Below are 23,937 nucleotides of genomic sequence, written 5' to 3' on the forward strand. Positions count from 1 at the left end.
AGACATTGTGATGGGCGTAAGAGCGCAACAAAAAGAAAAAACCCGCCGTTCGCTGGTGGAAGCCGCATTTAGCCAATTAAGTGCTGAACGCAGCTTCGCCAGCCTGAGTTTGCGTGAAGTGGCGCGAGAAGCGGGCATTGCTCCCACCTCTTTTTACCGGCATTTCCGCGACGTAGACGAACTTGGTCTGACCATGGTTGATGAGAGCGGTTTGATGCTGCGCCAACTCATGCGCCAGGCGCGTCAGCGTATTGCCAAAGGCGGGAGTGTGATCCGTACCTCGGTCTCCACATTTATGGAGTTCATCGGTAATAATCCGAACGCCTTCCGGTTATTATTGCGGGAACGCTCCGGCACTTCCGCTGCGTTTCGTGCCGCCGTTGCGCGTGAAATTCAGCACTTCATTGCGGAACTTGCGGACTATCTGGAACTCGAAAACCACATGCCTCGTGCGTTTACTGAAGCGCAAGCCGAAGCAATGGTGACGATTGTCTTCAGTGCGGGTGCCGAGGCGTTGGACGTCGGCGTCGAACAACGTCGGCAATTAGAAGAGCGACTGGTACTGCAACTGCGAATGATTTCGAAAGGGGCTTATTACTGGTATCGCCGTGAACAAGAGAAAACCGCAACTATTCCGGGAAATGTGAAGGACGAGTAATGAAACAAGCAAATCAAGATAGAGGTACGCTGCTGCTGGCGTTGGTTGCTGGCTTATCGATCAATGGTACGTTTGCGGCGCTGTTTAGCTCCATTGTGCCATTTTCTGTATTCCCGATTATTTCTCTGGTGCTGACGGTTTACTGCCTGCATCAACGTTATCTTAATCGCACCATGCCGGTAGGCTTGCCGGGGCTGGCTGCCGCCTGTTTTATTCTCGGTGTTCTGCTGTACAGCACTGTGGTTCGTGCGGAATATCCGGATATCGGTTCTAACTTCTTCCCGGCAGTGCTGTCCGTCATTATGGTGTTCTGGATTGGCGCGAAGATGCGTAACCGTAAGCAGGAAGTTGCTGAGTAATCAGTAACATGCCGGATGCTGGCGCATTCGGCATGGGTTTTACTTCGCCGTCAGTAACACGCCGCACTCCATATGGTGCGTGTAGGGGAACTGATCAAACAGAGCCAGACGTTCAACTTTGTGCGTCTGGCTTAATGTTTCCAGATTCTTGCATAACGTTTCCGGGTTGCAGGAGATGTACAAAATACGCGGATACGCCTGCACCATTTTCTCTGTTTCACTGTCCAGACCGCTGCGCGGCGGATCGACAAAAATGGTTTCGCACTGATAACTCTTTAAATCGATCCCTTGCAGGCGGTTAAACTCGCGCACACCATTCATCGCCTGGGTAAACTCTTCCGCCGCCATACGAATAATTTGTACGTTATCAATATGGTTAGCAGCAATATTGTATTGCGCGGCAGCGACCGATGGCTTAGCGATTTCGGTAGCTAATACTCGATCAAAATTGCGCGCCAGAGCTAATGAAAAATTACCGTTGCCGCAGTACAGCTCCAGTAAATCGCCTTTTGAACCCTTGGTTACGTCCAGCGCCCATTCCAGCATCTGAATATTCATCGCCGCGTTCGGCTGAGTGAAGCTGTTCTCCACCTGACGGTAGATCATCTCTTTCCCTGCAACCGGCAGACGTTCGTCGATGTAATCTTGATCCAACTCGATTTTGGTTTTTGTTGCCCGACCAATCAGATGCACATTCAGATTCTGCGCTCGCAGTGCATCGCGCAGGGCTTCTGCCTGCTGGCGCCACTCGTCATCCAGCTTTTTATGGTACAGCAGGGAAACCACCGCCTGATTGCTCAGCGTGGTGAGGTAATCAATCTGGAACAACTTGTGGCGCAGAACGGGATTATTGCGCACACCCGCAATCATCGCGCCCATCAACTGGTTGATAAGTTCACTGGCGGCGGGGAAGCTATCCACGCGGATGCGGCTTTTGGTTTGTTGATCGAAAATGATGTGATACAGGTCATCGCCATCGTGCCAGATGCGGAACTCTGCACGCATCCGGTAATGACTGACCGGCGAGCGAAACACTTCCGGAACCAGGTCAGAAAACGGCGCCATCATACTTTGCAAACGTACCACTTTTTCGGCTAACTGCGCTTCATACTGTTCTGTTGGAAGGTGTTCGGGGGTCATGATGTATCCTGAAAATGAAATGTACGCGGCGATTGTAGGGATTGCTCATCAGATGTCCAGATCTTGATAGATTCCTATTTGTGAGCTACGTCTGGACAGCAACTTGTTACAACCTGTAGCATCCACTCGCCGGTCCTGTGAGTTAATAGGGAATCCAGTGCGAATCTGGAGCTGACGCGCAGCGGTAAGGAAAGGTGCGATGATTGCGTAATGCGGACACTGCCATCCGGTGGGAAGTCATCATCTCTTTGTATCCTCAGATACCCCTCCAAGCCCGAAGACCTGCCGGCTAACGTCGCATCTGGTTCTCATCATCGCGTAATATTGGTGAAACCTGCGGCATCCTTCTTCTATTGTGGATGCTTTACAATGATTAAAAAAGCTTCGCTGCTGACGGCGTGTTCCGTCACAGCCTTTTCCGCTTGGGCACAGGATACCAGCCCGGATACTCTCGTTGTTACTGCTAACCGTTTTGAACAGCCGCGCAGCACTGTGCTTGCACCAACTACCGTTGTGACGCGTCAGGATATCGACCGCTGGCAATCAACCTCCGTCAATGATGTGTTGCGCCGTCTTCCGGGCGTGGATATCACCCAAAACGGCGGTTCAGGTCAGCTCTCTTCTATTTTTATTCGCGGTACAAATGCCAGTCATGTATTGGTGTTAATTGATGGTGTGCGCCTGAATCTGGCGGGGGTGAGTGGTTCTGCCGACCTTAGCCAGTTCCCTATTGCGCTTGTCCAGCGTGTTGAATATATCCGTGGGCCGCGTTCCGCCGTATATGGTTCCGATGCAATAGGCGGGGTGGTGAATATCATCACGACGCGCGATGAACCCGGAACGGAAATTTCAGCAGGGTGGGGAAGCAATAGTTATCAGAACTATGATGTCTCTACGCAGCAACAACTGGGGGATAAGACACGAGTAACGTTGTTGGGCGATTATGCCCATACTCATGGTTATGATGTTGTCGCTTATGGCAATACCGGAACGCAAGCGCAGCCAGATAACGATGGTTTCTTAAGTAAAACGCTTTATGGCGCGCTGGAGCATAACTTTACTGATGCCTGGAGCGGCTTTGTGCGCGGCTATGGCTATGATAACCGTACCAATTATGACGCGTATTATTCTCCCGGCTCGCCGCTGCTCGATACTCGCAAACTCTATAGCCAAAGCTGGGATGCCGGGCTGCGCTATAACGGCGAACTGATTAAATCACAACTCATTACCAGCTATAGCCATAGCAAAGATTACAACTACGATCCCCATTATGGTCGTTATGATTCGTCCGCAACGCTTGATGAGATGAAGCAATACACCGTTCAGTGGGCAAACAATGTCATCGTTGGTCACGGTAGTATTGGTGCGGGTGTCGACTGGCAGAAACAGACTACGACGCCGGGTACAGGTTATGTTGAGGATGGATATGATCAACGTAATACCGGCATCTATCTGACCGGGTTGCAACAAGTCGGCGATTTTACCTTTGAAGGCGCAGCACGCAGCGACGATAACTCACAGTTTGGTCGTCATGGAACCTGGCAAACCAGCGTCGGTTGGGAATTCATCGAAGGTTATCGGTTTATCGCTTCTTATGGTACGTCGTACAAGGCACCTAATCTTGGGCAACTCTATGGCTTCTACGGTAATCCGGATCTGAACCCTGAGAAAAGCAAACAGTGGGAAGGGGCGTTTGAAGGCTTAACTGCTGGAGTGAACTGGCGTATTTCCGGATACCGTAACGATGTTAGTGACTTGATCGATTACGATGATCACACCCTCAAATACTACAACGAAGGGAAAGCGCGGATTAAGGGCGTCGAGGCGACCGCCAATTTTGATACCGGACCGCTGACGCATACGGTGAGTTATGATTATGTCGATGCGCGTAACGCGATTACCGACACGCCGTTGCTACGTCGCGCTAAACAGCAGGTGAAATATCAGCTCGACTGGCAACTGTATGACTTCGACTGGGGTATTACTTATCAGTATTTAGGCACTCGCTATGATAAGGATTACTCATCTTATCCTTATCAAACCGTTAAAATGGGCGGTGTGAGCTTGTGGGATCTTGCGGTTGCGTATCCGGTCACCTCTCATCTGACTGTTCGTGGTAAAATAGCCAACTTGTTCGACAAAGATTACGAGACAGTCTATGGCTACCAAACTGCAGGACGGGAATACACCTTGTCTGGCAGCTACACCTTCTGAACCACGTCCCACCGTGCTGGTGTTTGACTCCGGCGTCGGTGGGCTGTCGGTCTATGACGAGATCCGGCGTCTCTTACCGGATCTCCATTACATTTATGCTTTCGATAATGTTGCTTTCCCGTATGGCGAAAAAAGCGAAGCGTTTATTGTTGAGCGCGTAGTGGAAATTGTCACTGCGGTGCAAGAGCATTATCCCCTTGCGCTGGCTGTGGTGGCCTGCAACACCGCCAGCACCGTTTCGCTTCCTGCATTACGCGAAAAGTTTGACTTCCCGGTTGTCGGTGTCGTGCCGGCGATTAAACCCGCAGCGCGTCTGACCGCTAATGGCATTGTTGGATTGCTGGCAACTCGCGGAACAGTTAAACGTTCTTATACCCATGAACTGATTGCGCGTTTCGCCAATGAATGTCAGATAGAAATGCTCGGATCGGCAGAGATGGTTGAGCTGGCTGAAGCGAAACTGCATGGCGACGAAGTTTCTCTGGATGCGCTAAAGCGTATCTTGCGTCCGTGGTTAAGAATGAAAGAGCCACCAGATACTGTTGTTCTGGGGTGTACTCATTTCCCTCTATTACGAGAAGAACTGTTACAGGTGCTACCAGAGGGAACACGGCTGGTAGATTCTGGCGCAGCAATTGCCCGCCGAACAGCCTGGTTGTTAGAACATGAAGCCCCGGATGCAAAATCTGCCGATGCGAATGTTGCCTTTTGTATGGCAATGACGCCGGAAGCAGAACAATTATTGCCCGTTTTACAGCGTTACGGTTTCAAAACGCTCGAAAAACTGGCAGTTTCAGGCTGATTTGGTTGAATGTTGCGCATTCGGAAAATTATTTTAAATTTCCTCTTGTCAGCTCAGAATAACTCCCTATAATGCGCCACCACTGACACGGAACAACGGCAAACACGCCGCCGGGTCAGCGGGATTCTCCTGAGAATCTCAACAGAGAAAAGCAAAAAATGCTTGACTCTGTAGCGGGAAAGCGTATTATGCACACCCCGCGCCGCTGAGAAAAAGCGAAGCGGCACTGCTCTTTAACAATTTATCAGACAATCTGTGTGGGCACTCGAAGATACGGATTCTTAACGTCCTCGGACGATAAATGAATACCAAGTCTCAAGAGTGAACACGTAATTCATTACGAAGTTTAATTCTTTGAGCATCAAACTTTTAAATTGAAGAGTTTGATCATGGCTCAGATTGAACGCTGGCGGCAGGCCTAACACATGCAAGTCGAACGGTAACAGGAAACAGCTTGCTGTTTCGCTGACGAGTGGCGGACGGGTGAGTAATGTCTGGGAAACTGCCTGATGGAGGGGGATAACTACTGGAAACGGTAGCTAATACCGCATAACGTCGCAAGACCAAAGAGGGGGACCTTCGGGCCTCTTGCCATCGGATGTGCCCAGATGGGATTAGCTAGTAGGTGGGGTAACGGCTCACCTAGGCGACGATCCCTAGCTGGTCTGAGAGGATGACCAGCCACACTGGAACTGAGACACGGTCCAGACTCCTACGGGAGGCAGCAGTGGGGAATATTGCACAATGGGCGCAAGCCTGATGCAGCCATGCCGCGTGTATGAAGAAGGCCTTCGGGTTGTAAAGTACTTTCAGCGGGGAGGAAGGGAGTAAAGTTAATACCTTTGCTCATTGACGTTACCCGCAGAAGAAGCACCGGCTAACTCCGTGCCAGCAGCCGCGGTAATACGGAGGGTGCAAGCGTTAATCGGAATTACTGGGCGTAAAGCGCACGCAGGCGGTCTGTTAAGTCAGATGTGAAATCCCCGGGCTCAACCTGGGAACTGCATCTGATACTGGCAGGCTTGAGTCTCGTAGAGGGGGGTAGAATTCCAGGTGTAGCGGTGAAATGCGTAGAGATCTGGAGGAATACCGGTGGCGAAGGCGGCCCCCTGGACGAAGACTGACGCTCAGGTGCGAAAGCGTGGGGAGCAAACAGGATTAGATACCCTGGTAGTCCACGCCGTAAACGATGTCGACTTGGAGGTTGTGCCCTTGAGGCGTGGCTTCCGGAGCTAACGCGTTAAGTCGACCGCCTGGGGAGTACGGCCGCAAGGTTAAAACTCAAATGAATTGACGGGGGCCCGCACAAGCGGTGGAGCATGTGGTTTAATTCGATGCAACGCGAAGAACCTTACCTGGTCTTGACATCCACAGAACTTTCCAGAGATGGATTGGTGCCTTCGGGAACTGTGAGACAGGTGCTGCATGGCTGTCGTCAGCTCGTGTTGTGAAATGTTGGGTTAAGTCCCGCAACGAGCGCAACCCTTATCCTTTGTTGCCAGCGGTTTGGCCGGGAACTCAAAGGAGACTGCCAGTGATAAACTGGAGGAAGGTGGGGATGACGTCAAGTCATCATGGCCCTTACGACCAGGGCTACACACGTGCTACAATGGCGCATACAAAGAGAAGCGACCTCGCGAGAGCAAGCGGACCTCATAAAGTGCGTCGTAGTCCGGATTGGAGTCTGCAACTCGACTCCATGAAGTCGGAATCGCTAGTAATCGTGGATCAGAATGCCACGGTGAATACGTTCCCGGGCCTTGTACACACCGCCCGTCACACCATGGGAGTGGGTTGCAAAAGAAGTAGGTAGCTTAACCTTCGGGAGGGCGCTTACCACTTTGTGATTCATGACTGGGGTGAAGTCGTAACAAGGTAACCGTAGGGGAACCTGCGGTTGGATCACCTCCTTACCTTAAAGAAACGTACTTTGAAGTGCTCACACAGATTGTCTGATAGAAAGTGAAAAGCAAGGCGTCTTGCGAAGCAGACTGATACGTCCCCTTCGTCTAGAGGCCCAGGACACCGCCCTTTCACGGCGGTAACAGGGGTTCGAATCCCCTAGGGGACGCCACTTGCTGGTTTGTGAGTGAAAGTCACCTGCCTTAATATCTCAAAACTCATCTTCGGGTGATGTTTGAGATATTTGCTCTTTAAAAATCTGGATCAAGCTGAAAATTGAAACACTGAACAACGAAAGTTGTTCGTGAGTCTCTCAAATTTTCGCAACACGATGGTGTTTTACGAAACATCTTCGGGTTGTGAGGTTAAGCGACTAAGCGTACACGGTGGATGCCCTGGCAGTCAGAGGCGATGAAGGACGTGCTAATCTGCGATAAGCGTCGGTAAGGTGATATGAACCGTTATAACCGGCGATTTCCGAATGGGGAAACCCAGTGTGATTCGTCACACTATCATTAACTGAATCCATAGGTTAATGAAGCGAACCGGGGGAACTGAAACATCTAAGTACCCCGAGGAAAAGAAATCAACCGAGATTCCCCCAGTAGCGGCGAGCGAACGGGGAGCAGCCCAGAGCCTGAATCAGTGTGTGTGTTAGTGGAAGCGTCTGGAAAGGCGCGCGATACAGGGTGACAGCCCCGTACACAAAAATGCACATACTGTGAGCTCGATGAGTAGGGCGGGACACGTGGTATCCTGTCTGAATATGGGGGGACCATCCTCCAAGGCTAAATACTCCTGACTGACCGATAGTGAACCAGTACCGTGAGGGAAAGGCGAAAAGAACCCCGGCGAGGGGAGTGAAAAAGAACCTGAAACCGTGTACGTACAAGCAGTGGGAGCCTCTTTTATGGGGTGACTGCGTACCTTTTGTATAATGGGTCAGCGACTTATATTCTGTAGCAAGGTTAACCGAATAGGGGAGCCGAAGGGAAACCGAGTCTTAACTGGGCGTTAAGTTGCAGGGTATAGACCCGAAACCCGGTGATCTAGCCATGGGCAGGTTGAAGGTTGGGTAACACTAACTGGAGGACCGAACCGACTAATGTTGAAAAATTAGCGGATGACTTGTGGCTGGGGGTGAAAGGCCAATCAAACCGGGAGATAGCTGGTTCTCCCCGAAAGCTATTTAGGTAGCGCCTCGTGAATTCATCTCCGGGGGTAGAGCACTGTTTCGGCAAGGGGGTCATCCCGACTTACCAACCCGATGCAAACTGCGAATACCGGAGAATGTTATCACGGGAGACACACGGCGGGTGCTAACGTCCGTCGTGAAGAGGGAAACAACCCAGACCGCCAGCTAAGGTCCCAAAGTCATGGTTAAGTGGGAAACGATGTGGGAAGGCCCAGACAGCCAGGATGTTGGCTTAGAAGCAGCCATCATTTAAAGAAAGCGTAATAGCTCACTGGTCGAGTCGGCCTGCGCGGAAGATGTAACGGGGCTAAACCATGCACCGAAGCTGCGGCAGCGACACTATGTGTTGTTGGGTAGGGGAGCGTTCTGTAAGCCTGTGAAGGTGTGCTGTGAGGCATGCTGGAGGTATCAGAAGTGCGAATGCTGACATAAGTAACGATAAAGCGGGTGAAAAGCCCGCTCGCCGGAAGACCAAGGGTTCCTGTCCAACGTTAATCGGGGCAGGGTGAGTCGACCCCTAAGGCGAGGCCGAAAGGCGTAGTCGATGGGAAACAGGTTAATATTCCTGTACTTGGTGTTACTGCGAAGGGGGGACGGAGAAGGCTATGTTGGCCGGGCGACGGTTGTCCCGGTTTAAGCGTGTAGGCTGGTTTTCCAGGCAAATCCGGAAAATCAAGGCTGAGGCGTGATGACGAGGCACTACGGTGCTGAAGCAACAAATGCCCTGCTTCCAGGAAAAGCCTCTAAGCATCAGGTAACATCAAATCGTACCCCAAACCGACACAGGTGGTCAGGTAGAGAATACCAAGGCGCTTGAGAGAACTCGGGTGAAGGAACTAGGCAAAATGGTGCCGTAACTTCGGGAGAAGGCACGCTGATATGTAGGTGAAGTGATTTACTCATGGAGCTGAAATCAGTCGAAGATACCAGCTGGCTGCAACTGTTTATTAAAAACACAGCACTGTGCAAACACGAAAGTGGACGTATACGGTGTGACGCCTGCCCGGTGCCGGAAGGTTAATTGATGGGGTCAGCGCAAGCGAAGCTCTTGATCGAAGCCCCGGTAAACGGCGGCCGTAACTATAACGGTCCTAAGGTAGCGAAATTCCTTGTCGGGTAAGTTCCGACCTGCACGAATGGCGTAATGATGGCCAGGCTGTCTCCACCCGAGACTCAGTGAAATTGAACTCGCTGTGAAGATGCAGTGTACCCGCGGCAAGACGGAAAGACCCCGTGAACCTTTACTATAGCTTGACACTGAACATTGAGCCTTGATGTGTAGGATAGGTGGGAGGCTTTGAAGTGTGGACGCCAGTCTGCATGGAGCCGACCTTGAAATACCACCCTTTAATGTTTGATGTTCTAACGTTGACCCGTGATCCGGGTTGCGGACAGTGTCTGGTGGGTAGTTTGACTGGGGCGGTCTCCTCCTAAAGAGTAACGGAGGAGCACGAAGGTTGGCTAATCCTGGTCGGACATCAGGAGGTTAGTGCAATGGCATAAGCCAGCTTGACTGCGAGCGTGACGGCGCGAGCAGGTGCGAAAGCAGGTCATAGTGATCCGGTGGTTCTGAATGGAAGGGCCATCGCTCAACGGATAAAAGGTACTCCGGGGATAACAGGCTGATACCGCCCAAGAGTTCATATCGACGGCGGTGTTTGGCACCTCGATGTCGGCTCATCACATCCTGGGGCTGAAGTAGGTCCCAAGGGTATGGCTGTTCGCCATTTAAAGTGGTACGCGAGCTGGGTTTAGAACGTCGTGAGACAGTTCGGTCCCTATCTGCCGTGGGCGCTGGAGAACTGAGGGGGGCTGCTCCTAGTACGAGAGGACCGGAGTGGACGCATCACTGGTGTTCGGGTTGTCATGCCAATGGCACTGCCCGGTAGCTAAATGCGGAAGAGATAAGTGCTGAAAGCATCTAAGCACGAAACTTGCCCCGAGATGAGTTCTCCCTGACTCCCTGAGAGTCCTGAAGGAACGTTGAAGACGACGACGTTGATAGGCCGGGTGTGTAAGCGCAGCGATGCGTTGAGCTAACCGGTACTAATGAACCGTGAGGCTTAACCTTACAACGCCGAAGCTGTTTTGGCGGATGAGAGAAGATTTTCAGCCTGATACAGATTAAATCGACATGTCGGAACAGGACATGTTGATAAACAGAATTTGCCTGGCGGCCGTAGCGCGGTGGTCCCACCTGACCCCATGCCGAACTCAGAAGTGAAACGCCGTAGCGCCGATGGTAGTGTGGGGTCTCCCCATGCGAGAGTAGGGAACTGCCAGGCATCAGATAAAGCGAAAGGCCATCCGCAAGGATGGCTTTTTTGCGTTTCTACAAACTCTTCCTGTCATCATATCTACAAGCCATCCCCCCGCAGATACGGTAAACTAGCCTCGTTTTTGTATCAGGAAAGCAGCTATGAACCACTCCTTAAAACCCTGGAACACATTTGGCATTGATCATAATGCTCAGCACATTGTATGTGCCGAAGACGAACAACAACTACTCAATGCCTGGCAGCATGCAACCGCAGAAGGACAACCCGTTCTTATCCTGGGTGAAGGAAGTAATGTACTTTTTCTGGAAGACTATCGCGGCACGGTGATCATCAACCGGATCAAAGGTATCGAAATTCATGATGAACCTGATGCGTGGTATTTACATGTAGGAGCCGGAGAAAACTGGCATCGCCTGGTAAAATACACTTTGCAGGAAGGTATGCCTGGTCTGGAAAATCTGGCATTAATTCCTGGTTGTGTCGGCTCATCACCTATCCAGAATATTGGTGCTTATGGCGTAGAATTACAGCGCGTTTGCGATTACGTTGACTGCGTTGAGCTAACGACAGGCAAGCAAGTGCGCTTAACTGCCAAAGAGTGCCGTTTTGGCTATCGCGACAGTATTTTTAAGCATGAATATCAGGACCGCTTCGCCATTGTTGCTGTAGGTCTGCGTCTGCCAAAAGAGTGGCAACCTGTACTGACTTACGGTGACTTAACTCGTCTGGAGCCTTCAACAGTAACGCCACAGCAAGTATTTGATGCGGTGTGCCATATGAGAACTACAAAGCTGCCCGATCCAAAAGTGAACGGCAATGCTGGTAGTTTCTTCAAAAATCCTGTTGTATCTGTGGAAACGGCTAACGCGTTGTTGGCACAATTTCCAACGGCACCGAATTACCCTCAGGCGGATGGTTCAGTAAAACTGGCTGCTGGCTGGCTCATCGATCAGTGTCAGCTAAAAGGGACGCAAATGGGTGGGGCTGCGGTACACCGTCAACAGGCGTTAGTTCTCGTCAATGAAGGCAATGCAAAAAGCGAAGATGTCGTGCAACTGGCACATCATGTAAGACAGAAAGTTGGTGAAAAATTTAATGTCTGGCTTGAGCCCGAAGTTCGCTTTATTGGTGCATCAGGTGAAGTTAGCGCAGTGGAGACGATTTCATGAAGGATAATACCGTTCCACTGAAATTAATCACGCTGTTAGCGAATGGCGAATTTCACTCTGGCGAGCAGCTGGGTGAAACGTTAGGAATGAGCCGGGCGGCCATTAATAAACACATTCAAACACTGCGTGACTGGGGCGTTGATGTCTTTACCGTTCCGGGTAAAGGATACAGCCTGCCTGAGCCCATTCAGTTACTTAATGCTGAACAGATATTGAGTCAGCTGGATGGCGGTAGTGTAGCCGTGCTGCCAGTAATTGACTCCACTAATCAGTACCTTCTTGATCGTATCGAAGAGCTTAAATCGGGCGATGCCTGCGTCGCAGAATATCAGCAGGCAGGCCGTGGTCGCCGTGGTCGAAAATGGTTTTCGCCTTTTGGCGCAAACTTATATTTGTCGATGTTCTGGCGTCTGGAACAAGGCCCGGCTGCGGCAATTGGTTTAAGTCTGGTTATCGGTATCGTGATGGCGGAAGTATTACGCAAGCTGGGTGCAGATAAAGTTCGCGTTAAATGGCCTAATGACCTCTATCTACAGGATCGCAAGCTGGCAGGCATTCTTGTGGAGCTGACTGGCAAAACCGGCGATGCAGCGCAAATAGTCATTGGCGCCGGGATCAACATGGCAATGCGTCGTGTTGAAGAGAGTGTCGTTAACCAGGGATGGATCACATTGCAGGAAGCAGGGATCAATCTTGATCGTAATACGTTGGCGGCCATGCTAATACGTGAATTACGCGCGGCGCTGGAACTCTTCGAGCAAGAAGGATTGGCACCTTATCTTTCGCGTTGGGAAAAGCTGGATAATTTTATTAATCGCCCAGTGAAACTTATCATTGGTGATAAAGAAATATTTGGTATTTCACGCGGAATAGACAAACAGGGCGCTTTATTGCTTGAGCAGGACGGAATAATAAAACCCTGGATGGGTGGTGAAATATCCCTACGTAGCGCAGAATAATAAATAAGGGGAGCATTAGCTCCCCTGTAAATTATTTGCGTAATCTGACTTCTTCTACCGCATGATTAGCACTTTTCGTCAGGATTAAACTGGCTCGCTCGCGAGTAGGTAGAATATTTTGCTTTAAGTTCAGCCAGTTGATCTCTTTCCACAACGTCATGGCAGTCTTAATAGCTTCTTCTTTAGTTAATTTCGCGTAGTTATGGAAATAGGAATCCGGGTCTGTAAAAGCCCCTTCGCGGAATTTCAGAAAACGGTTGATATACCACGTCTGAAGTAAGTCTTCCGGTGCATCAACATATATCGAAAAATCGACGAAATCAGAAACAAATACATGATGTGGGTCGTGCGGATAATCCATCCCACTCTGTAGGACATTTAACCCTTCAAGGATTAAAATATCAGGCTGAACAACGGTTTTATCACCATTTGGGATTACATCATAAATAAGATGCGAGTAAACCGGTGCCGTAACGTTTGGTACACCCGATTTGAGATCGGAAACAAACTTCACCAGACGATGCATATCATACGATTCCGGGAAGCCTTTCTTTTTCATCAACCCGCGTTCTTTAAGCACTTTGTTGGGATGAAGAAAACCATCGGTAGTGATCAGTTCAACACGACGATGTTCCGGCCAACGGCTTAATAGTGCCTGTAATACACGGGCGGTTGTACTTTTCCCTACAGCTACACTGCCTGCGATGCTGATAATGTAAGGAATGCGTTGTCCGTTAGTGCCAAGAAACTGTTCCAGAACTGCCTGACGGCGCAGATTCGAGCTTATATAGAAGTTCAGCAAACGCGACAAAGGCAAATAGATCTCGGCAACTTCTTCTAACGAGAGATCTTCATTTATACCTTTGAGACGGGCGATCTCATCTTCCGATAACGTCATCGGTACGGAATCACGCAGAGCTGCCCACTGGTTGCGGTCAAACTGTAGGTAAGGCGTCATTAACGTTTGCTCTTTTATACTCATAAGCATGTTTCTGACGGTCATAGCTCTATCGGCAAAGCGATATTTGCCATGGCGCGTCACAGTTCTGTTGAATGGGTTAATGGGCAGGAGGGTAACACCAGATGGGGAGGAATAATAAGAAAAAATCGCTTCCGGGAAGCTATCGGTGAAAAGCAATGTGACAGATATTCCATCTGATAAAAAGAATGGTGTTTTAACTGGCGCATATTGTTAAGCAGAACAATGCTGAAAAAATGTGCTAATCTGCTCATTGTTCGACTGTTTCTTCACCGAATTGTTTAAAATCTGACCAACAAAAAAAATTATGCAATTTTTTAGTTGCATGAGCTCGCATGTCTCCATAGAATGCGCGCTACTTGATGCCGACTTAGCTCAGTAGGTAGAGCAACTGACTTGTAATCAGTAGGTCACCAGTTCGATTCCGGTAGTCGGCACCATCAAGTCCGGTGGGGTTCCCGAGCGGCCAAAGGGAGCAGACTGTAAATCTGCCGTCACAGACTTCGAAGGTTCGAATCCTTCCCCCACCACCAATTTCGGCCACGCGATGGCGTAGCCCGAGACGATAAGTTCGCTTACCGGCTCGAATAAAGAGAGCTTCTCTCGATATTCAGTGCAGAATGAAAATCAGGTAGCCGAGTTCCAGGATGCGGGCATCGTATAATGGCTATTACCTCAGCCTTCCAAGCTGATGATGCGGGTTCGATTCCCGCTGCCCGCTCCAAGATGTGCTGATATAGCTCAGTTGGTAGAGCGCACCCTTGGTAAGGGTGAGGTCGGCAGTTCGAATCTGCCTATCAGCACCACTTCTTTTCTCCTTCCTGTTTTTTCCTTCTGTTTATTGCATTCAACAAGTCGGGCATGTTGCCTGGTTGATGTGGTGATATCACCGATTTATCCGTGTCTTAGAGGGACAATCGATGTCTAAAGAAAAGTTTGAACGTACAAAACCGCACGTTAACGTCGGTACTATCGGCCACGTTGACCATGGTAAAACAACGCTGACCGCTGCAATCACTACCGTACTGGCTAAAACCTACGGCGGTGCTGCTCGCGCATTCGATCAGATCGATAACGCGCCGGAAGAAAAAGCTCGTGGTATCACCATCAACACTTCTCACGTTGAATACGACACCCCGACCCGTCACTACGCACACGTAGACTGCCCGGGGCACGCCGACTATGTTAAAAACATGATCACCGGTGCTGCGCAGATGGACGGCGCGATCCTGGTTGTTGCTGCGACTGACGGCCCGATGCCGCAGACTCGTGAGCACATCCTGCTGGGTCGTCAGGTAGGCGTTCCGTACATCATCGTGTTCCTGAACAAATGCGACATGGTTGATGACGAAGAGCTGCTGGAGCTGGTTGAAATGGAAGTTCGTGAACTTCTGTCTCAGTACGACTTCCCGGGCGACGACACTCCGATCGTTCGTGGTTCTGCTCTGAAAGCGCTGGAAGGCGACGCAGAGTGGGAAGCGAAAATCCTGGAACTGGCTGGCTTCCTGGATTCTTACATTCCGGAACCAGAGCGTGCGATTGACAAGCCGTTCCTGCTGCCGATCGAAGACGTATTCTCCATCTCCGGTCGTGGTACTGTTGTTACCGGTCGTGTAGAACGCGGTATCATCAAAGTTGGTGAAGAAGTTGAAATCGTTGGTATCAAAGAGACTCAGAAGTCTACCTGTACTGGCGTTGAAATGTTCCGCAAACTGCTGGACGAAGGCCGTGCTGGTGAGAACGTAGGTGTTCTGCTGCGTGGTATCAAACGTGAAGAAATCGAACGTGGTCAGGTACTGGCTAAGCCGGGCACCATCAAGCCGCACACCAAGTTCGAATCTGAAGTGTACATTCTGTCCAAAGATGAAGGCGGCCGTCATACTCCGTTCTTCAAAGGCTACCGTCCGCAGTTCTACTTCCGTACTACTGACGTGACTGGTACTATCGAACTGCCGGAAGGCGTAGAGATGGTAATGCCGGGCGACAACATCAAAATGGTTGTTACCCTGATCCACCCGATCGCGATGGACGACGGTCTGCGTTTCGCAATCCGTGAAGGCGGCCGTACCGTTGGCGCGGGCGTTGTAGCTAAAGTTCTGAGCTAATTGCCGATAACATTTGACGCAATGCGCAATAAAAGGGCATCATTTGATGCCCTTTTTGCACGCTTTCGTACCAGAACCTGGCTCATCAGTGATTTTCTTTGTCATAATCATTGCTGAGACAGGCTCTGTTGAGGGCGTATAATCCGAAAAGCGAATACGCGTTTCGATTTGGTTTGCCTCGCTATCGCGGGGTGAAAATGTTTGTAGAATACTTCTGACAGGTTGGTTTATGAGTGCGAATACCGAAGCTCAAGGAAGCGGGCGCGGCCTGGAAGCGATGAAGTGGGTCGTTGTGGTGGCATTGCTCCTGGTGGCAATCGTCGGCAACTACCTTTATCGCGACATTATGCTGCCGCTGCGTGCGCTGGCCGTAGTAATTCTGATTGCTGCAGCGGGTGGTGTCGCGCTGTTAACGACAAAAGGTAAAGCAACCGTTGCTTTTGCCCGTGAAGCGCGTACCGAAGTCCGTAAGGTCATTTGGCCGACTCGCCAGGAAACATTGCACACCACGCTGATTGTGGCTGCGGTTACCGCAGTAATGTCACTGATCCTGTGGGGACTGGATGGTATTCTGGTTCGCCTGGTATCCTTTATCACTGGCCTGAGGTTCTGAGATGTCTGAAGCTCCTAAAAAGCGCTGGTACGTCGTTCAGGCGTTTTCCGGTTTTGAAGGCCGCGTAGCAACGTCGCTGCGTGAGCATATCAAATTACACAACATGGAAGAGTTGTTTGGCGAAGTCATGGTTCCGACTGAAGAAGTCGTTGAGATCCGTGGCGGTCAGCGTCGCAAAAGCGAACGCAAATTCTTCCCTGGCTACGTCCTCGTTCAGATGGTGATGAACGACGCGAGCTGGCACCTGGTGCGCAGCGTACCGCGTGTGATGGGCTTCATCGGCGGTACTTCCGATCGTCCTGCGCCAATCAGCGATAAAGAAGTTGATGCGATTATGAACCGCCTGCAGCAGGTTGGTGATAAGCCGCGTCCGAAAACGCTGTTTGAACCGGGTGAAATGGTTCGTGTTAATGATGGTCCGTTCGCTGACTTCAACGGCGTCGTTGAAGAGGTGGATTACGAGAAGTCTCGTCTGAAAGTCTCTGTTTCTATCTTCGGTCGTGCGACCCCGGTAGAGCTGGACTTCAGCCAGGTTGAAAAAGCCTAACCCAGCGATCAAAAAAGCGGCGATTTAATCGTTGCACAAGGCGTGAGATTGGAATACAATTTCGCGCCTTTTGTTTTTATGGGCCTTGCCCGTAAAACGATTTTTTATATCACGGGGAGCCTCTCAGAGGCGTTATTACCCAACTTGAGGAATTTATAATGGCTAAGAAAGTACAAGCCTATGTCAAGCTGCAGGTTGCAGCTGGTATGGCTAACCCGAGTCCGCCAGTAGGTCCGGCTCTGGGTCAGCAGGGCGTAAACATCATGGAATTCTGCAAAGCGTTCAACGCAAAAACTGATTCCATCGAAAAAGGTCTGCCGATTCCGGTAGTTATCACCGTTTACGCTGACCGTTCTTTCACTTTCGTTACCAAGACTCCGCCGGCAGCAGTTCTGCTGAAAAAAGCGGCTGGTATCAAGTCTGGTTCCGGTAAGCCGAACAAAGACAAAGTGGGTAAAATTTCCCGCGCTCAGCTGCAGGAAATCGCGCAGACCAAAGCTGCCGACATGACTGGTGCCGACATTGAAGCGATGACTCGCTCCATCGAAGGTACTGCACGTTCCATGGGCCTGGTAGTGGAGGACTAAAAAATGGCTAAACTGACCAAGCGCATGCGTGTTATCCGCGAGAAAGTTGATGCGACCAAACAGTACGACATCAACGAAGCTATCGCTCTGCTGAAAGAGCTGGCGACTGCTAAATTCGTAGAAAGCGTGGACGTTGCTGTTAACCTCGGCATCGACGCTCGTAAATCTGACCAGAACGTACGTGGTGCAACTGTACTGCCGCACGGTACTGGCCGTTCCGTTCGCGTAGCTGTATTTACCCAGGGCGCAAACGCTGAAGCTGCTAAAGCTGCAGGCGCTGAACTGGTAGGTATGGAAGATCTGGCTGACCAGATCAAGAAAGGCGAAATGAACTTTGACGTTGTTATTGCTTCTCCGGATGCAATGCGCGTTGTTGGCCAGCTGGGCCAGGTTCTGGGTCCGCGCGGCCTGATGCCGAACCCGAAAGTGGGTACTGTAACCCCGAACGTTGCTGAAGCGGTTAAAAACGCTAAAGCTGGCCAGGTTCGTTACCGTAACGACAAAAACGGCATCATCCACACCACCATTGGTAAAGTGGACTTTGACGCTGACAAACTGAAAGAAAACCTGGAAGCTCTGCTGGTTGCGCTGAAAAAAGCAAAACCGACTCAGGCGAAAGGTGTGTACATCAAGAAAGTTAGCATCTCCACCACCATGGGTGCAGGTGTTGCAGTTGACCAGGCTGGCCTGAGCGCTTCTGCAAACTAATACCTTTACGTGGGCGGTGATTTTGTCTACAATCTTACCCCCACGTATAATGCTTAATGCAGACGTATATCCGAGATATTCGGGTTGTGGCAAGGCGGCAACTGAGTGAGTCGCCAGGAACATAGCTAACTATGTGACTGGTGCGAACGAAGGAAGCCAACGCCGGCACAAGCTGAATAGCGACGGATAGAAAAGATTTGTTCGTTGGAGCCTGGCCTATCCAGGCCTCCGTCGAAGACCGCAGGAGTTTCGTAAGAAACTTAATCCCCTGCGTAGACGGTGACAGAACGCTAAGATTATTCTTTTATATTCTGGCTTGTTTCTGCTCACCGTAATTAAGACGCTCTCTCCATTTGGAGGAGTGAAGTGAGTTCCAGAGATTTTCTCTGGCAAACATCCAGGAGCAAAGCTAATGGCTTTAAATCTTCAAGACAAACAAGCGATTGTTGCTGAAGTCAGCGAAGTAGCCAAAGGCGCGCTGTCTGCAGTGGTTGCGGATTCCCGTGGCGTAACTGTAGATAAAATGACTGAACTGCGTAAAGCAGGTCGCGAAGCTGGCGTATACATGCGTGTTGTTCGTAACACCCTGCTGCGCCGTGCTGTTGAAGGTACTCCGTTCGAGTGCCTGAAAGACGCGTTTGTTGGTCCGACCCTGATTGCATACTCTATGGAACACCCGGGCGCTGCAGCTCGTCTGTTCAAAGAGTTCGCGAAAGCGAATGCAAAATTTGAGGTCAAAGCCGCTGCCTTTGAAGGTGAGCTGATCCCGGCGTCTCAGATCGACCGCCTGGCAACTCTGCCGACCTACGAAGAAGCAATTGCACGCCTGATGGCAACCATGAAAGAAGCTTCGGCTGGCAAACTGGTTCGTACTCTGGCTGCTGTACGCGATGCGAAAGAAGCTGCTTAATCGCAGTTATCTTTTTAACGCATTCGCTTACGTATAAACTTATTCTGATATTCAGGAACAATTTAAATGTCTATCACTAAAGATCAAATCATTGAAGCAGTTGCAGCTATGTCTGTAATGGACGTTGTAGAACTGATCTCTGCAATGGAAGAAAAATTCGGTGTTTCCGCTGCTGCTGCTGTAGCTGTAGCTGCTGGCCCGGTTGAAGCTGCTGAAGAAAAAACTGAATTCGACGTAATTCTGAAAGCTGCTGGCGCTAACAAAGTTGCTGTTATCAAAGCAGTACGTGGCGCAACTGGCCTGGGTCTGAAAGAAGCTAAAGACCTGGTAGAATCTGCTCCAGCTGCTCTGAAAGAAGGCGTGAGCAAAGATGACGCTGAAGCACTGAAAAAAGCTCTGGAAGAAGCTGGCGCTGAAGTTGAAGTTAAATAAGCCAACCCTTCCGGTTGCAGCCTGAGAAATCAGGCTGATGGCTGGTGACTTTTTAGTCACCAGCCTTTTTGCGCTGTAAGGCGCCAGTAGCGTTTCACACTGTTTGACTACTGCTGTGCCTTTCAATGCTTGTTTCTATCGACGACTTAATATACTGCGACAGAACTCCCGTTCTGTGTAAATCGCAATGAAATGGTTTAAGCGTGATAGCAACAGGCATTGCGGAAAGTATCCATTTTCCGGTCAACAAAATAGTGTTGCACAAACTGTCCGCTCAGTGGACAGATGGGTCGACTTGTCAGCGAGCTGAGGAACCCTATGGTTTACTCCTATACCGAGAAAAAACGTATTCGTAAGGATTTTGGTAAACGTCCACAAGTTCTGGATGTACCTTATCTCCTTTCTATCCAGCTTGACTCGTTTCAGAAATTTATCGAGCAAGATCCTGAAGGGCAGTATGGTCTGGAAGCTGCTTTCCGTTCCGTATTCCCGATTCAGAGCTACAGCGGTAATTCCGAGCTGCAATACGTCAGCTACCGCCTTGGCGAACCGGTGTTTGACGTCCAGGAATGTCAAATCCGTGGCGTGACCTATTCCGCACCGCTGCGCGTTAAACTGCGTCTGGTGATCTATGAGCGCGAAGCGCCGGAAGGCACCGTAAAAGACATTAAAGAACAAGAAGTCTACATGGGCGAAATTCCGCTCATGACGGACAACGGTACCTTTGTTATCAACGGTACTGAGCGTGTTATCGTTTCTCAGCTGCACCGTAGTCCGGGCGTCTTCTTTGACTCCGACAAAGGTAAAACCCACTCTTCGGGTAAAGTGCTGTATAACGCGCGTATCATTCCTTACCGTGGTTCCTGGCTGGACTTCGAATTCGATCCGAAGGACAACCTGTTCGTACGTATCGACCGTCGCCGTAAACTGCCTGCGACCATCATTCTGCGTGCACTGAACTACACCACTGAACAGATCCTCGACCTGTTCTTTGAAAAAGTTATCTTTGAAATCCGTGATAACAAGCTGCAGATGGAACTGGTGCCGGAACGCCTGCGTGGTGAAACTGCATCTTTTGACATCGAAGCTAACGGTAAAGTGTACGTAGAAAAAGGCCGCCGTATTACTGCGCGCCACATTCGCCAACTGGAAAAAGACGACGTCAAACTGATTGAAGTTCCGGTTGAGTACATCGCAGGTAAAGTGGTCGCTAAAGACTATATTGATGAGTCTACCGGCGAGCTGATCTGCGCAGCGAACATGGAACTGAGCCTGGATCTGTTGGCTAAGCTGAGCCAGTCTGGTCACAAGCGTATCGAAACGCTGTTTACTAACGATCTGGATCACGGCCCATATATCTCTGAAACCTTACGTGTCGACCCAACTAACGACCGTCTGAGCGCACTGGTAGAAATCTACCGCATGATGCGTCCTGGCGAGCCGCCGACTCGTGAAGCTGCTGAAAGCCTGTTCGAGAACCTGTTCTTCTCTGAAGACCGCTATGATCTGTCTGCGGTTGGTCGTATGAAGTTCAACCGTTCTCTGCTGCGCGAAGAAATCGAAGGTTCCGGTATCCTGAGCAAAGACGACATCATTGATGTTATGAAAAAGCTCATTGATATCCGTAACGGTAAAGGCGAAGTCGATGATATCGACCACCTCGGCAACCGTCGTATCCGTTCCGTTGGCGAAATGGCGGAAAACCAGTTCCGCGTTGGCCTGGTACGTGTAGAGCGTGCGGTGAAAGAGCGTCTGTCTCTGGGCGATCTGGATACCCTGATGCCTCAGGATATGATCAACGCCAAGCCGATTTCCGCAGCAGTGAAAGAGTTCTTCGGTTCCAGCCAGCTGTCTCAGTTTATGGACCAGAACAACCCGCTGTCTGAGATTACGCACAAACGTCGTATCTCCGCACTCGGCCCAGGCGGTCTGACCCGTGAACGTGCAGGCTTCGAAGTTCGAGACGTACACCCGACTCACTACGGTCGCGTATGTCCAATCGAAACCCCTGAAGGTCCGAACATCGGTCTGATCAACTCTCTGTCCGTGTACGCACAGACTAACGAATACGGCTTCCTTGAGACTCCGTATCGTAAAGTGACCGACGGTGTTGTAACTGACGAAATTCACTACCTGTCTGCTATCGAAGAAGGTAACTACGTTATCGCCCAGGCGAACTCCAACCTGGATGAAGAAGGCCACTTCGTAGAAGACCTGGTAACTTGCCGTAGTAAAGGCGAATCCAGCTTGTTCAGCCGCGACCAGGTTGACTACATGGACGTATCCACCCAGCAGGTGGTATCCGTCGGTGCGTCCCTGATCCCGTTCCTTGAACACGATGACGCCAACCGTGCATTGATGGGTGCGAACATGCAACGTCAGGCCGTTCCGACTCTGCGTGCTGATAAGCCGCTGGTTGGTACGGGTATGGAACGTGCTGTTGCCGTTGACTCCGGTGTAACTGCGGTTGCTAAACGTGGCGGTGTTGTCCAGTACGTGGATGCTTCCCGTATCGTTATCAAAGTTAACGAAGATGAGATGTATCCGGGTGAAGCAGGTATCGACATCTACAACCTGACCAAATACACCCGTTCGAACCAGAACACCTGTATCAACCAGATGCCGTGTGTGTCTCTGGGTGAACCGGTAGAACGTGGCGACGTGCTGGCAGACGGTCCGTCCACCGACCTCGGTGAACTGGCGCTCGGTCAGAACATGCGCGTGGCGTTCATGCCGTGGAATGGTTACAACTTCGAAGACTCCATCCTCGTATCCGAGCGTGTTGTTCAGGAAGACCGTTTCACCACTATTCACATCCAGGAACTGGCGTGTGTGTCCCGTGACACCAAGCTGGGGCCGGAAGAGATCACCGCTGACATCCCGAACGTGGGTGAAGCTGCGCTCTCCAAACTGGATGAATCCGGTATCGTTTACATTGGTGCGGAAGTAACCGGTGGCGACATTCTGGTTGGTAAGGTAACGCCGAAAGGTGAAACTCAGCTGACCCCAGAAGAAAAACTGCTGCGTGCGATCTTCGGTGAGAAAGCGTCTGACGTTAAAGACTCTTCTCTGCGCGTACCAAACGGTGTATCCGGTACGGTTATCGACGTTCAGGTCTTTACTCGCGATGGCGTAGAAAAAGACAAACGTGCGCTGGAAATCGAAGAAATGCAGCTCAAACAGGCGAAGAAAGACCTGTCTGAAGAACTGCAGATCCTCGAAGCGGGTCTGTTCAGCCGTATCCGTGCTGTGCTGGTAGCCGGTGGCGTTGAAGCTGAGAAGCTCGACAAACTGCCGCGCGATCGCTGGCTGGAGCTGGGCCTGACCGACGAAGAGAAACAAAATCAGCTGGAACAGCTGGCTGAGCAGTATGACGAACTGAAACACGAGTTCGAGAAGAAACTCGAAGCGAAACGCCGCAAAATCACCCAGGGCGACGATCTGGCACCGGGCGTGCTGAAGATTGTTAAGGTATATCTGGCGGTTAAACGCCGTATCCAGCCTGGTGACAAGATGGCAGGTCGTCACGGTAACAAGGGTGTAATTTCTAAGATCAACCCGATCGAAGATATGCCTTACGATGAAAACGGTACGCCGGTAGACATCGTACTGAACCCGCTAGGCGTACCGTCTCGTATGAACATCGGTCAGATTCTGGAAACCCACCTGGGTATGGCTGCGAAAGGTATCGGCGACAAGATCAACGCCATGCTGAAACAGCAGCAAGAAGTCGCGAAACTGCGCGAGTTCATCCAGCGTGCGTACGATCTGGGCGCTGACGTTCGTCAGAAAGTTGACCTGAGTACCTTCAGCGATGAAGAAGTTATGCGTCTGGCTGAAAACCTGCGCAAAGGTATGCCGATCGCAACGCCGGTGTTCGACGGTGCGAAAGAAGCAGAAATTAAAGAGCTGCTGAAACTTGGCGACCTGCCGACTTCTGGTCAGATCCGCCTGTACGACGGCCGCACTGGTGAACAGTTCGAACGTCCGGTAACCGTAGGTTACATGTACATGCTGAAACTGAACCACCTGGTCGACGATAAGATGCACGCGCGTTCCACTGGTTCTTACAGTCTGGTTACTCAGCAGCCGCTGGGTGGTAAGGCACAGTTCGGTGGTCAGCGTTTCGGGGAGATGGAAGTGTGGGCGCTGGAAGCATACGGCGCGGCATACACTCTGCAGGAAATGCTCACCGTTAAGTCTGATGACGTAAACGGTCGTACCAAGATGTATAAGAACATCGTGGACGGCAACCATCAGATGGAGCCGGGCATGCCAGAATCCTTCAACGTATTGTTGAAAGAGATTCGTTCGCTGGGTATCAACATCGAACTGGAAGACGAGTAATTCTCGCTCAAACAGGTCACTGCTGTCGGGGT

The 23,937-nt window shown here is 50.7% G+C and carries 16 protein-coding genes, 5 tRNA genes, 3 rRNA genes and 1 riboswitch; of the genes, 22 read left to right on the plus strand and 2 right to left on the minus strand.

Features of this window, described 5'->3' with window-relative positions; translation table 11 throughout:
* Positions 1-7 precede the first annotated feature (7 nt).
* Positions 8-658 carry an HTH-type transcriptional repressor FabR gene (gene fabR / locus LG381_RS05475; RefSeq protein WP_123007655.1) on the plus strand — a complete coding sequence of 217 codons (651 nt, stop codon included), beginning with the start codon at positions 8-10 and terminating at the stop codon, positions 656-658.
* Positions 658-1,017: a YijD family membrane protein gene (locus LG381_RS05480; RefSeq protein ID WP_000806411.1), complete on the plus strand. Its 360-nt coding sequence runs from the start codon at positions 658-660 to the stop codon at positions 1,015-1,017. The genes fabR and LG381_RS05480 overlap by 1 nt, the downstream gene beginning before the upstream one ends.
* A gap of 39 nt (positions 1,018-1,056) precedes the next feature.
* Here LG381_RS05480 and trmA read toward each other — a convergent pair whose 3' ends face one another.
* A complete protein-coding gene (gene trmA, locus LG381_RS05485; protein ID WP_000186992.1) occupies positions 1,057-2,157 on the minus strand; it encodes a tRNA (uridine(54)-C5)-methyltransferase TrmA in 1,101 nt (366 codons plus the stop codon).
* A gap of 113 nt (positions 2,158-2,270) precedes the next feature.
* Positions 2,271-2,462, plus strand: a riboswitch (cobalamin riboswitch).
* A 64-nt stretch (positions 2,463-2,526) separates the two neighbouring features.
* On the opposite strand from trmA, the gene btuB reads away from it, so the two are divergent.
* The 8 genes from btuB (at position 2,527) to birA (ending at position 12,677) form a co-directional block, all read left to right on the plus strand.
* Positions 2,527-4,371, plus strand: a complete 1,845-nt coding sequence (gene btuB / locus LG381_RS05490) for a TonB-dependent vitamin B12 receptor BtuB (protein WP_175119290.1) — start codon at positions 2,527-2,529, stop codon at positions 4,369-4,371.
* A complete protein-coding gene (gene murI / locus LG381_RS05495) occupies positions 4,316-5,173 on the plus strand; it encodes a glutamate racemase (RefSeq protein WP_000201834.1) in 858 nt (285 codons plus the stop codon). Before btuB ends, murI begins: the two co-directional genes overlap by 56 nt.
* Before the next feature lie 371 nt (positions 5,174-5,544).
* A 16S ribosomal RNA gene (locus LG381_RS05500) occupies positions 5,545-7,086 on the plus strand.
* An 85-nt stretch (positions 7,087-7,171) separates the two neighbouring features.
* Positions 7,172-7,247: transfer RNA gene (locus LG381_RS05505), tRNA-Glu, on the plus strand.
* A 191-nt stretch (positions 7,248-7,438) separates the two neighbouring features.
* Positions 7,439-10,341: ribosomal RNA gene (locus LG381_RS05510) — 23S ribosomal RNA — on the plus strand.
* Positions 10,342-10,439: 98 nt separating this feature from the next.
* A 5S ribosomal RNA gene (rrf, locus tag LG381_RS05515) occupies positions 10,440-10,555 on the plus strand.
* Together the 16S, 23S and 5S rRNA genes with 1 tRNA gene alongside form the textbook arrangement of a ribosomal RNA operon.
* 134 nt (positions 10,556-10,689) lie before the next feature.
* Positions 10,690-11,718 carry a UDP-N-acetylmuramate dehydrogenase gene (murB, locus tag LG381_RS05520; protein WP_001016676.1) on the plus strand — a complete coding sequence of 343 codons (1,029 nt, stop codon included), beginning with the start codon at positions 10,690-10,692 and terminating at the stop codon, positions 11,716-11,718.
* On the plus strand, positions 11,715-12,677 hold the full coding sequence (gene birA, locus LG381_RS05525; protein WP_032227097.1) for a bifunctional biotin--[acetyl-CoA-carboxylase] ligase/biotin operon repressor BirA: 963 nt from the start codon (positions 11,715-11,717) through the stop codon (positions 12,675-12,677). Before murB ends, birA begins: the two co-directional genes overlap by 4 nt.
* A gap of 31 nt (positions 12,678-12,708) precedes the next feature.
* Here birA and coaA read toward each other — a convergent pair whose 3' ends face one another.
* Positions 12,709-13,659 (minus strand): type I pantothenate kinase, encoded by a 951-nt coding sequence (gene coaA / locus LG381_RS05530; RefSeq protein WP_000023078.1) that lies wholly within the window; start codon positions 13,657-13,659, stop codon positions 12,709-12,711.
* Between the two features lie 361 nt (positions 13,660-14,020).
* Between coaA and LG381_RS05535 the strand changes: the two genes are divergently transcribed.
* From LG381_RS05535 to rpoB, 12 genes are all read left to right on the plus strand, one after another.
* Positions 14,021-14,096 (plus strand) — tRNA-Thr (locus tag LG381_RS05535).
* Between the two features lie 8 nt (positions 14,097-14,104).
* Positions 14,105-14,189, plus strand: a tRNA-Tyr gene (locus LG381_RS05540).
* A 116-nt stretch (positions 14,190-14,305) separates the two neighbouring features.
* Positions 14,306-14,380: transfer RNA gene (locus LG381_RS05545), tRNA-Gly, on the plus strand.
* Between the two features lie 6 nt (positions 14,381-14,386).
* Positions 14,387-14,462, plus strand: a tRNA-Thr gene (locus tag LG381_RS05550).
* A 114-nt stretch (positions 14,463-14,576) separates the two neighbouring features.
* Positions 14,577-15,761, plus strand: a complete 1,185-nt coding sequence (gene tuf, locus LG381_RS05555) for an elongation factor Tu (protein ID WP_000031784.1) — start codon at positions 14,577-14,579, stop codon at positions 15,759-15,761.
* Positions 15,762-15,990: 229 nt separating this feature from the next.
* A complete protein-coding gene (gene secE, locus LG381_RS05560; RefSeq protein ID WP_001275702.1) occupies positions 15,991-16,374 on the plus strand; it encodes a preprotein translocase subunit SecE in 384 nt (127 codons plus the stop codon).
* A 1-nt stretch (position 16,375) separates the two neighbouring features.
* Positions 16,376-16,921: a transcription termination/antitermination protein NusG gene (gene nusG / locus LG381_RS05565; RefSeq protein ID WP_001287521.1), complete on the plus strand. Its 546-nt coding sequence runs from the start codon at positions 16,376-16,378 to the stop codon at positions 16,919-16,921.
* A 158-nt stretch (positions 16,922-17,079) separates the two neighbouring features.
* Positions 17,080-17,508 carry a 50S ribosomal protein L11 gene (gene rplK / locus LG381_RS05570; protein ID WP_001085926.1) on the plus strand — a complete coding sequence of 143 codons (429 nt, stop codon included), beginning with the start codon at positions 17,080-17,082 and terminating at the stop codon, positions 17,506-17,508.
* Between the two features lie 3 nt (positions 17,509-17,511).
* Positions 17,512-18,216, plus strand: coding sequence for a 50S ribosomal protein L1 (rplA, locus tag LG381_RS05575; RefSeq protein WP_001096683.1), 705 nt, complete (start codon positions 17,512-17,514; stop codon positions 18,214-18,216).
* A 412-nt stretch (positions 18,217-18,628) separates the two neighbouring features.
* A complete protein-coding gene (rplJ, locus tag LG381_RS05580) occupies positions 18,629-19,126 on the plus strand; it encodes a 50S ribosomal protein L10 (RefSeq protein WP_001207201.1) in 498 nt (165 codons plus the stop codon).
* A 66-nt stretch (positions 19,127-19,192) separates the two neighbouring features.
* Positions 19,193-19,558, plus strand: coding sequence for a 50S ribosomal protein L7/L12 (rplL, locus tag LG381_RS05585; protein ID WP_000028878.1), 366 nt, complete (start codon positions 19,193-19,195; stop codon positions 19,556-19,558).
* A 318-nt stretch (positions 19,559-19,876) separates the two neighbouring features.
* Positions 19,877-23,905: a DNA-directed RNA polymerase subunit beta gene (gene rpoB, locus LG381_RS05590; RefSeq protein ID WP_000263098.1), complete on the plus strand. Its 4,029-nt coding sequence runs from the start codon at positions 19,877-19,879 to the stop codon at positions 23,903-23,905.
* Positions 23,906-23,937: the final 32 nt, after the last annotated feature.

Origin of the sequence: Escherichia sp. Marseille-Q3837 (assembly GCF_916618735.1) — a bacterium.
Taxonomy (GTDB): domain Bacteria; phylum Pseudomonadota; class Gammaproteobacteria; order Enterobacterales; family Enterobacteriaceae; genus Escherichia; species Escherichia ruysiae.

Bases quoted from the DNA above. Each gene is read 5' to 3' on its own strand.
- LG381_RS05480 (WP_000806411.1), top strand. From the start codon at position 658: ATGAAACAAGCAAATCAAGATAGAGGTACGCTGCTGCTGGCGTTGGTT.
- birA (WP_032227097.1), top strand. From the start codon at position 11,715: ATGAAGGATAATACCGTTCCACTGAAATTAATCACGCTGTTAGCGAAT.
- btuB (WP_175119290.1), top strand. From the start codon at position 2,527: ATGATTAAAAAAGCTTCGCTGCTGACGGCGTGTTCCGTCACAGCCTTT.
- murI (WP_000201834.1), top strand. From the start codon at position 4,316: ATGGCTACCAAACTGCAGGACGGGAATACACCTTGTCTGGCAGCTACA.
- trmA (WP_000186992.1), bottom strand. From the start codon at position 2,157: ATGACCCCCGAACACCTTCCAACAGAACAGTATGAAGCGCAGTTAGCC.
- nusG (WP_001287521.1), top strand. From the start codon at position 16,376: ATGTCTGAAGCTCCTAAAAAGCGCTGGTACGTCGTTCAGGCGTTTTCC.
- secE (WP_001275702.1), top strand. From the start codon at position 15,991: ATGAGTGCGAATACCGAAGCTCAAGGAAGCGGGCGCGGCCTGGAAGCG.
- rpoB (WP_000263098.1), top strand. From the start codon at position 19,877: ATGGTTTACTCCTATACCGAGAAAAAACGTATTCGTAAGGATTTTGGT.
- rplJ (WP_001207201.1), top strand. From the start codon at position 18,629: ATGGCTTTAAATCTTCAAGACAAACAAGCGATTGTTGCTGAAGTCAGC.
- rplL (WP_000028878.1), top strand. From the start codon at position 19,193: ATGTCTATCACTAAAGATCAAATCATTGAAGCAGTTGCAGCTATGTCT.
- rplK (WP_001085926.1), top strand. From the start codon at position 17,080: ATGGCTAAGAAAGTACAAGCCTATGTCAAGCTGCAGGTTGCAGCTGGT.
- murB (WP_001016676.1), top strand. From the start codon at position 10,690: ATGAACCACTCCTTAAAACCCTGGAACACATTTGGCATTGATCATAAT.
- tuf (WP_000031784.1), top strand. From the start codon at position 14,577: ATGTCTAAAGAAAAGTTTGAACGTACAAAACCGCACGTTAACGTCGGT.
- rplA (WP_001096683.1), top strand. From the start codon at position 17,512: ATGGCTAAACTGACCAAGCGCATGCGTGTTATCCGCGAGAAAGTTGAT.
- coaA (WP_000023078.1), bottom strand. From the start codon at position 13,659: ATGAGTATAAAAGAGCAAACGTTAATGACGCCTTACCTACAGTTTGAC.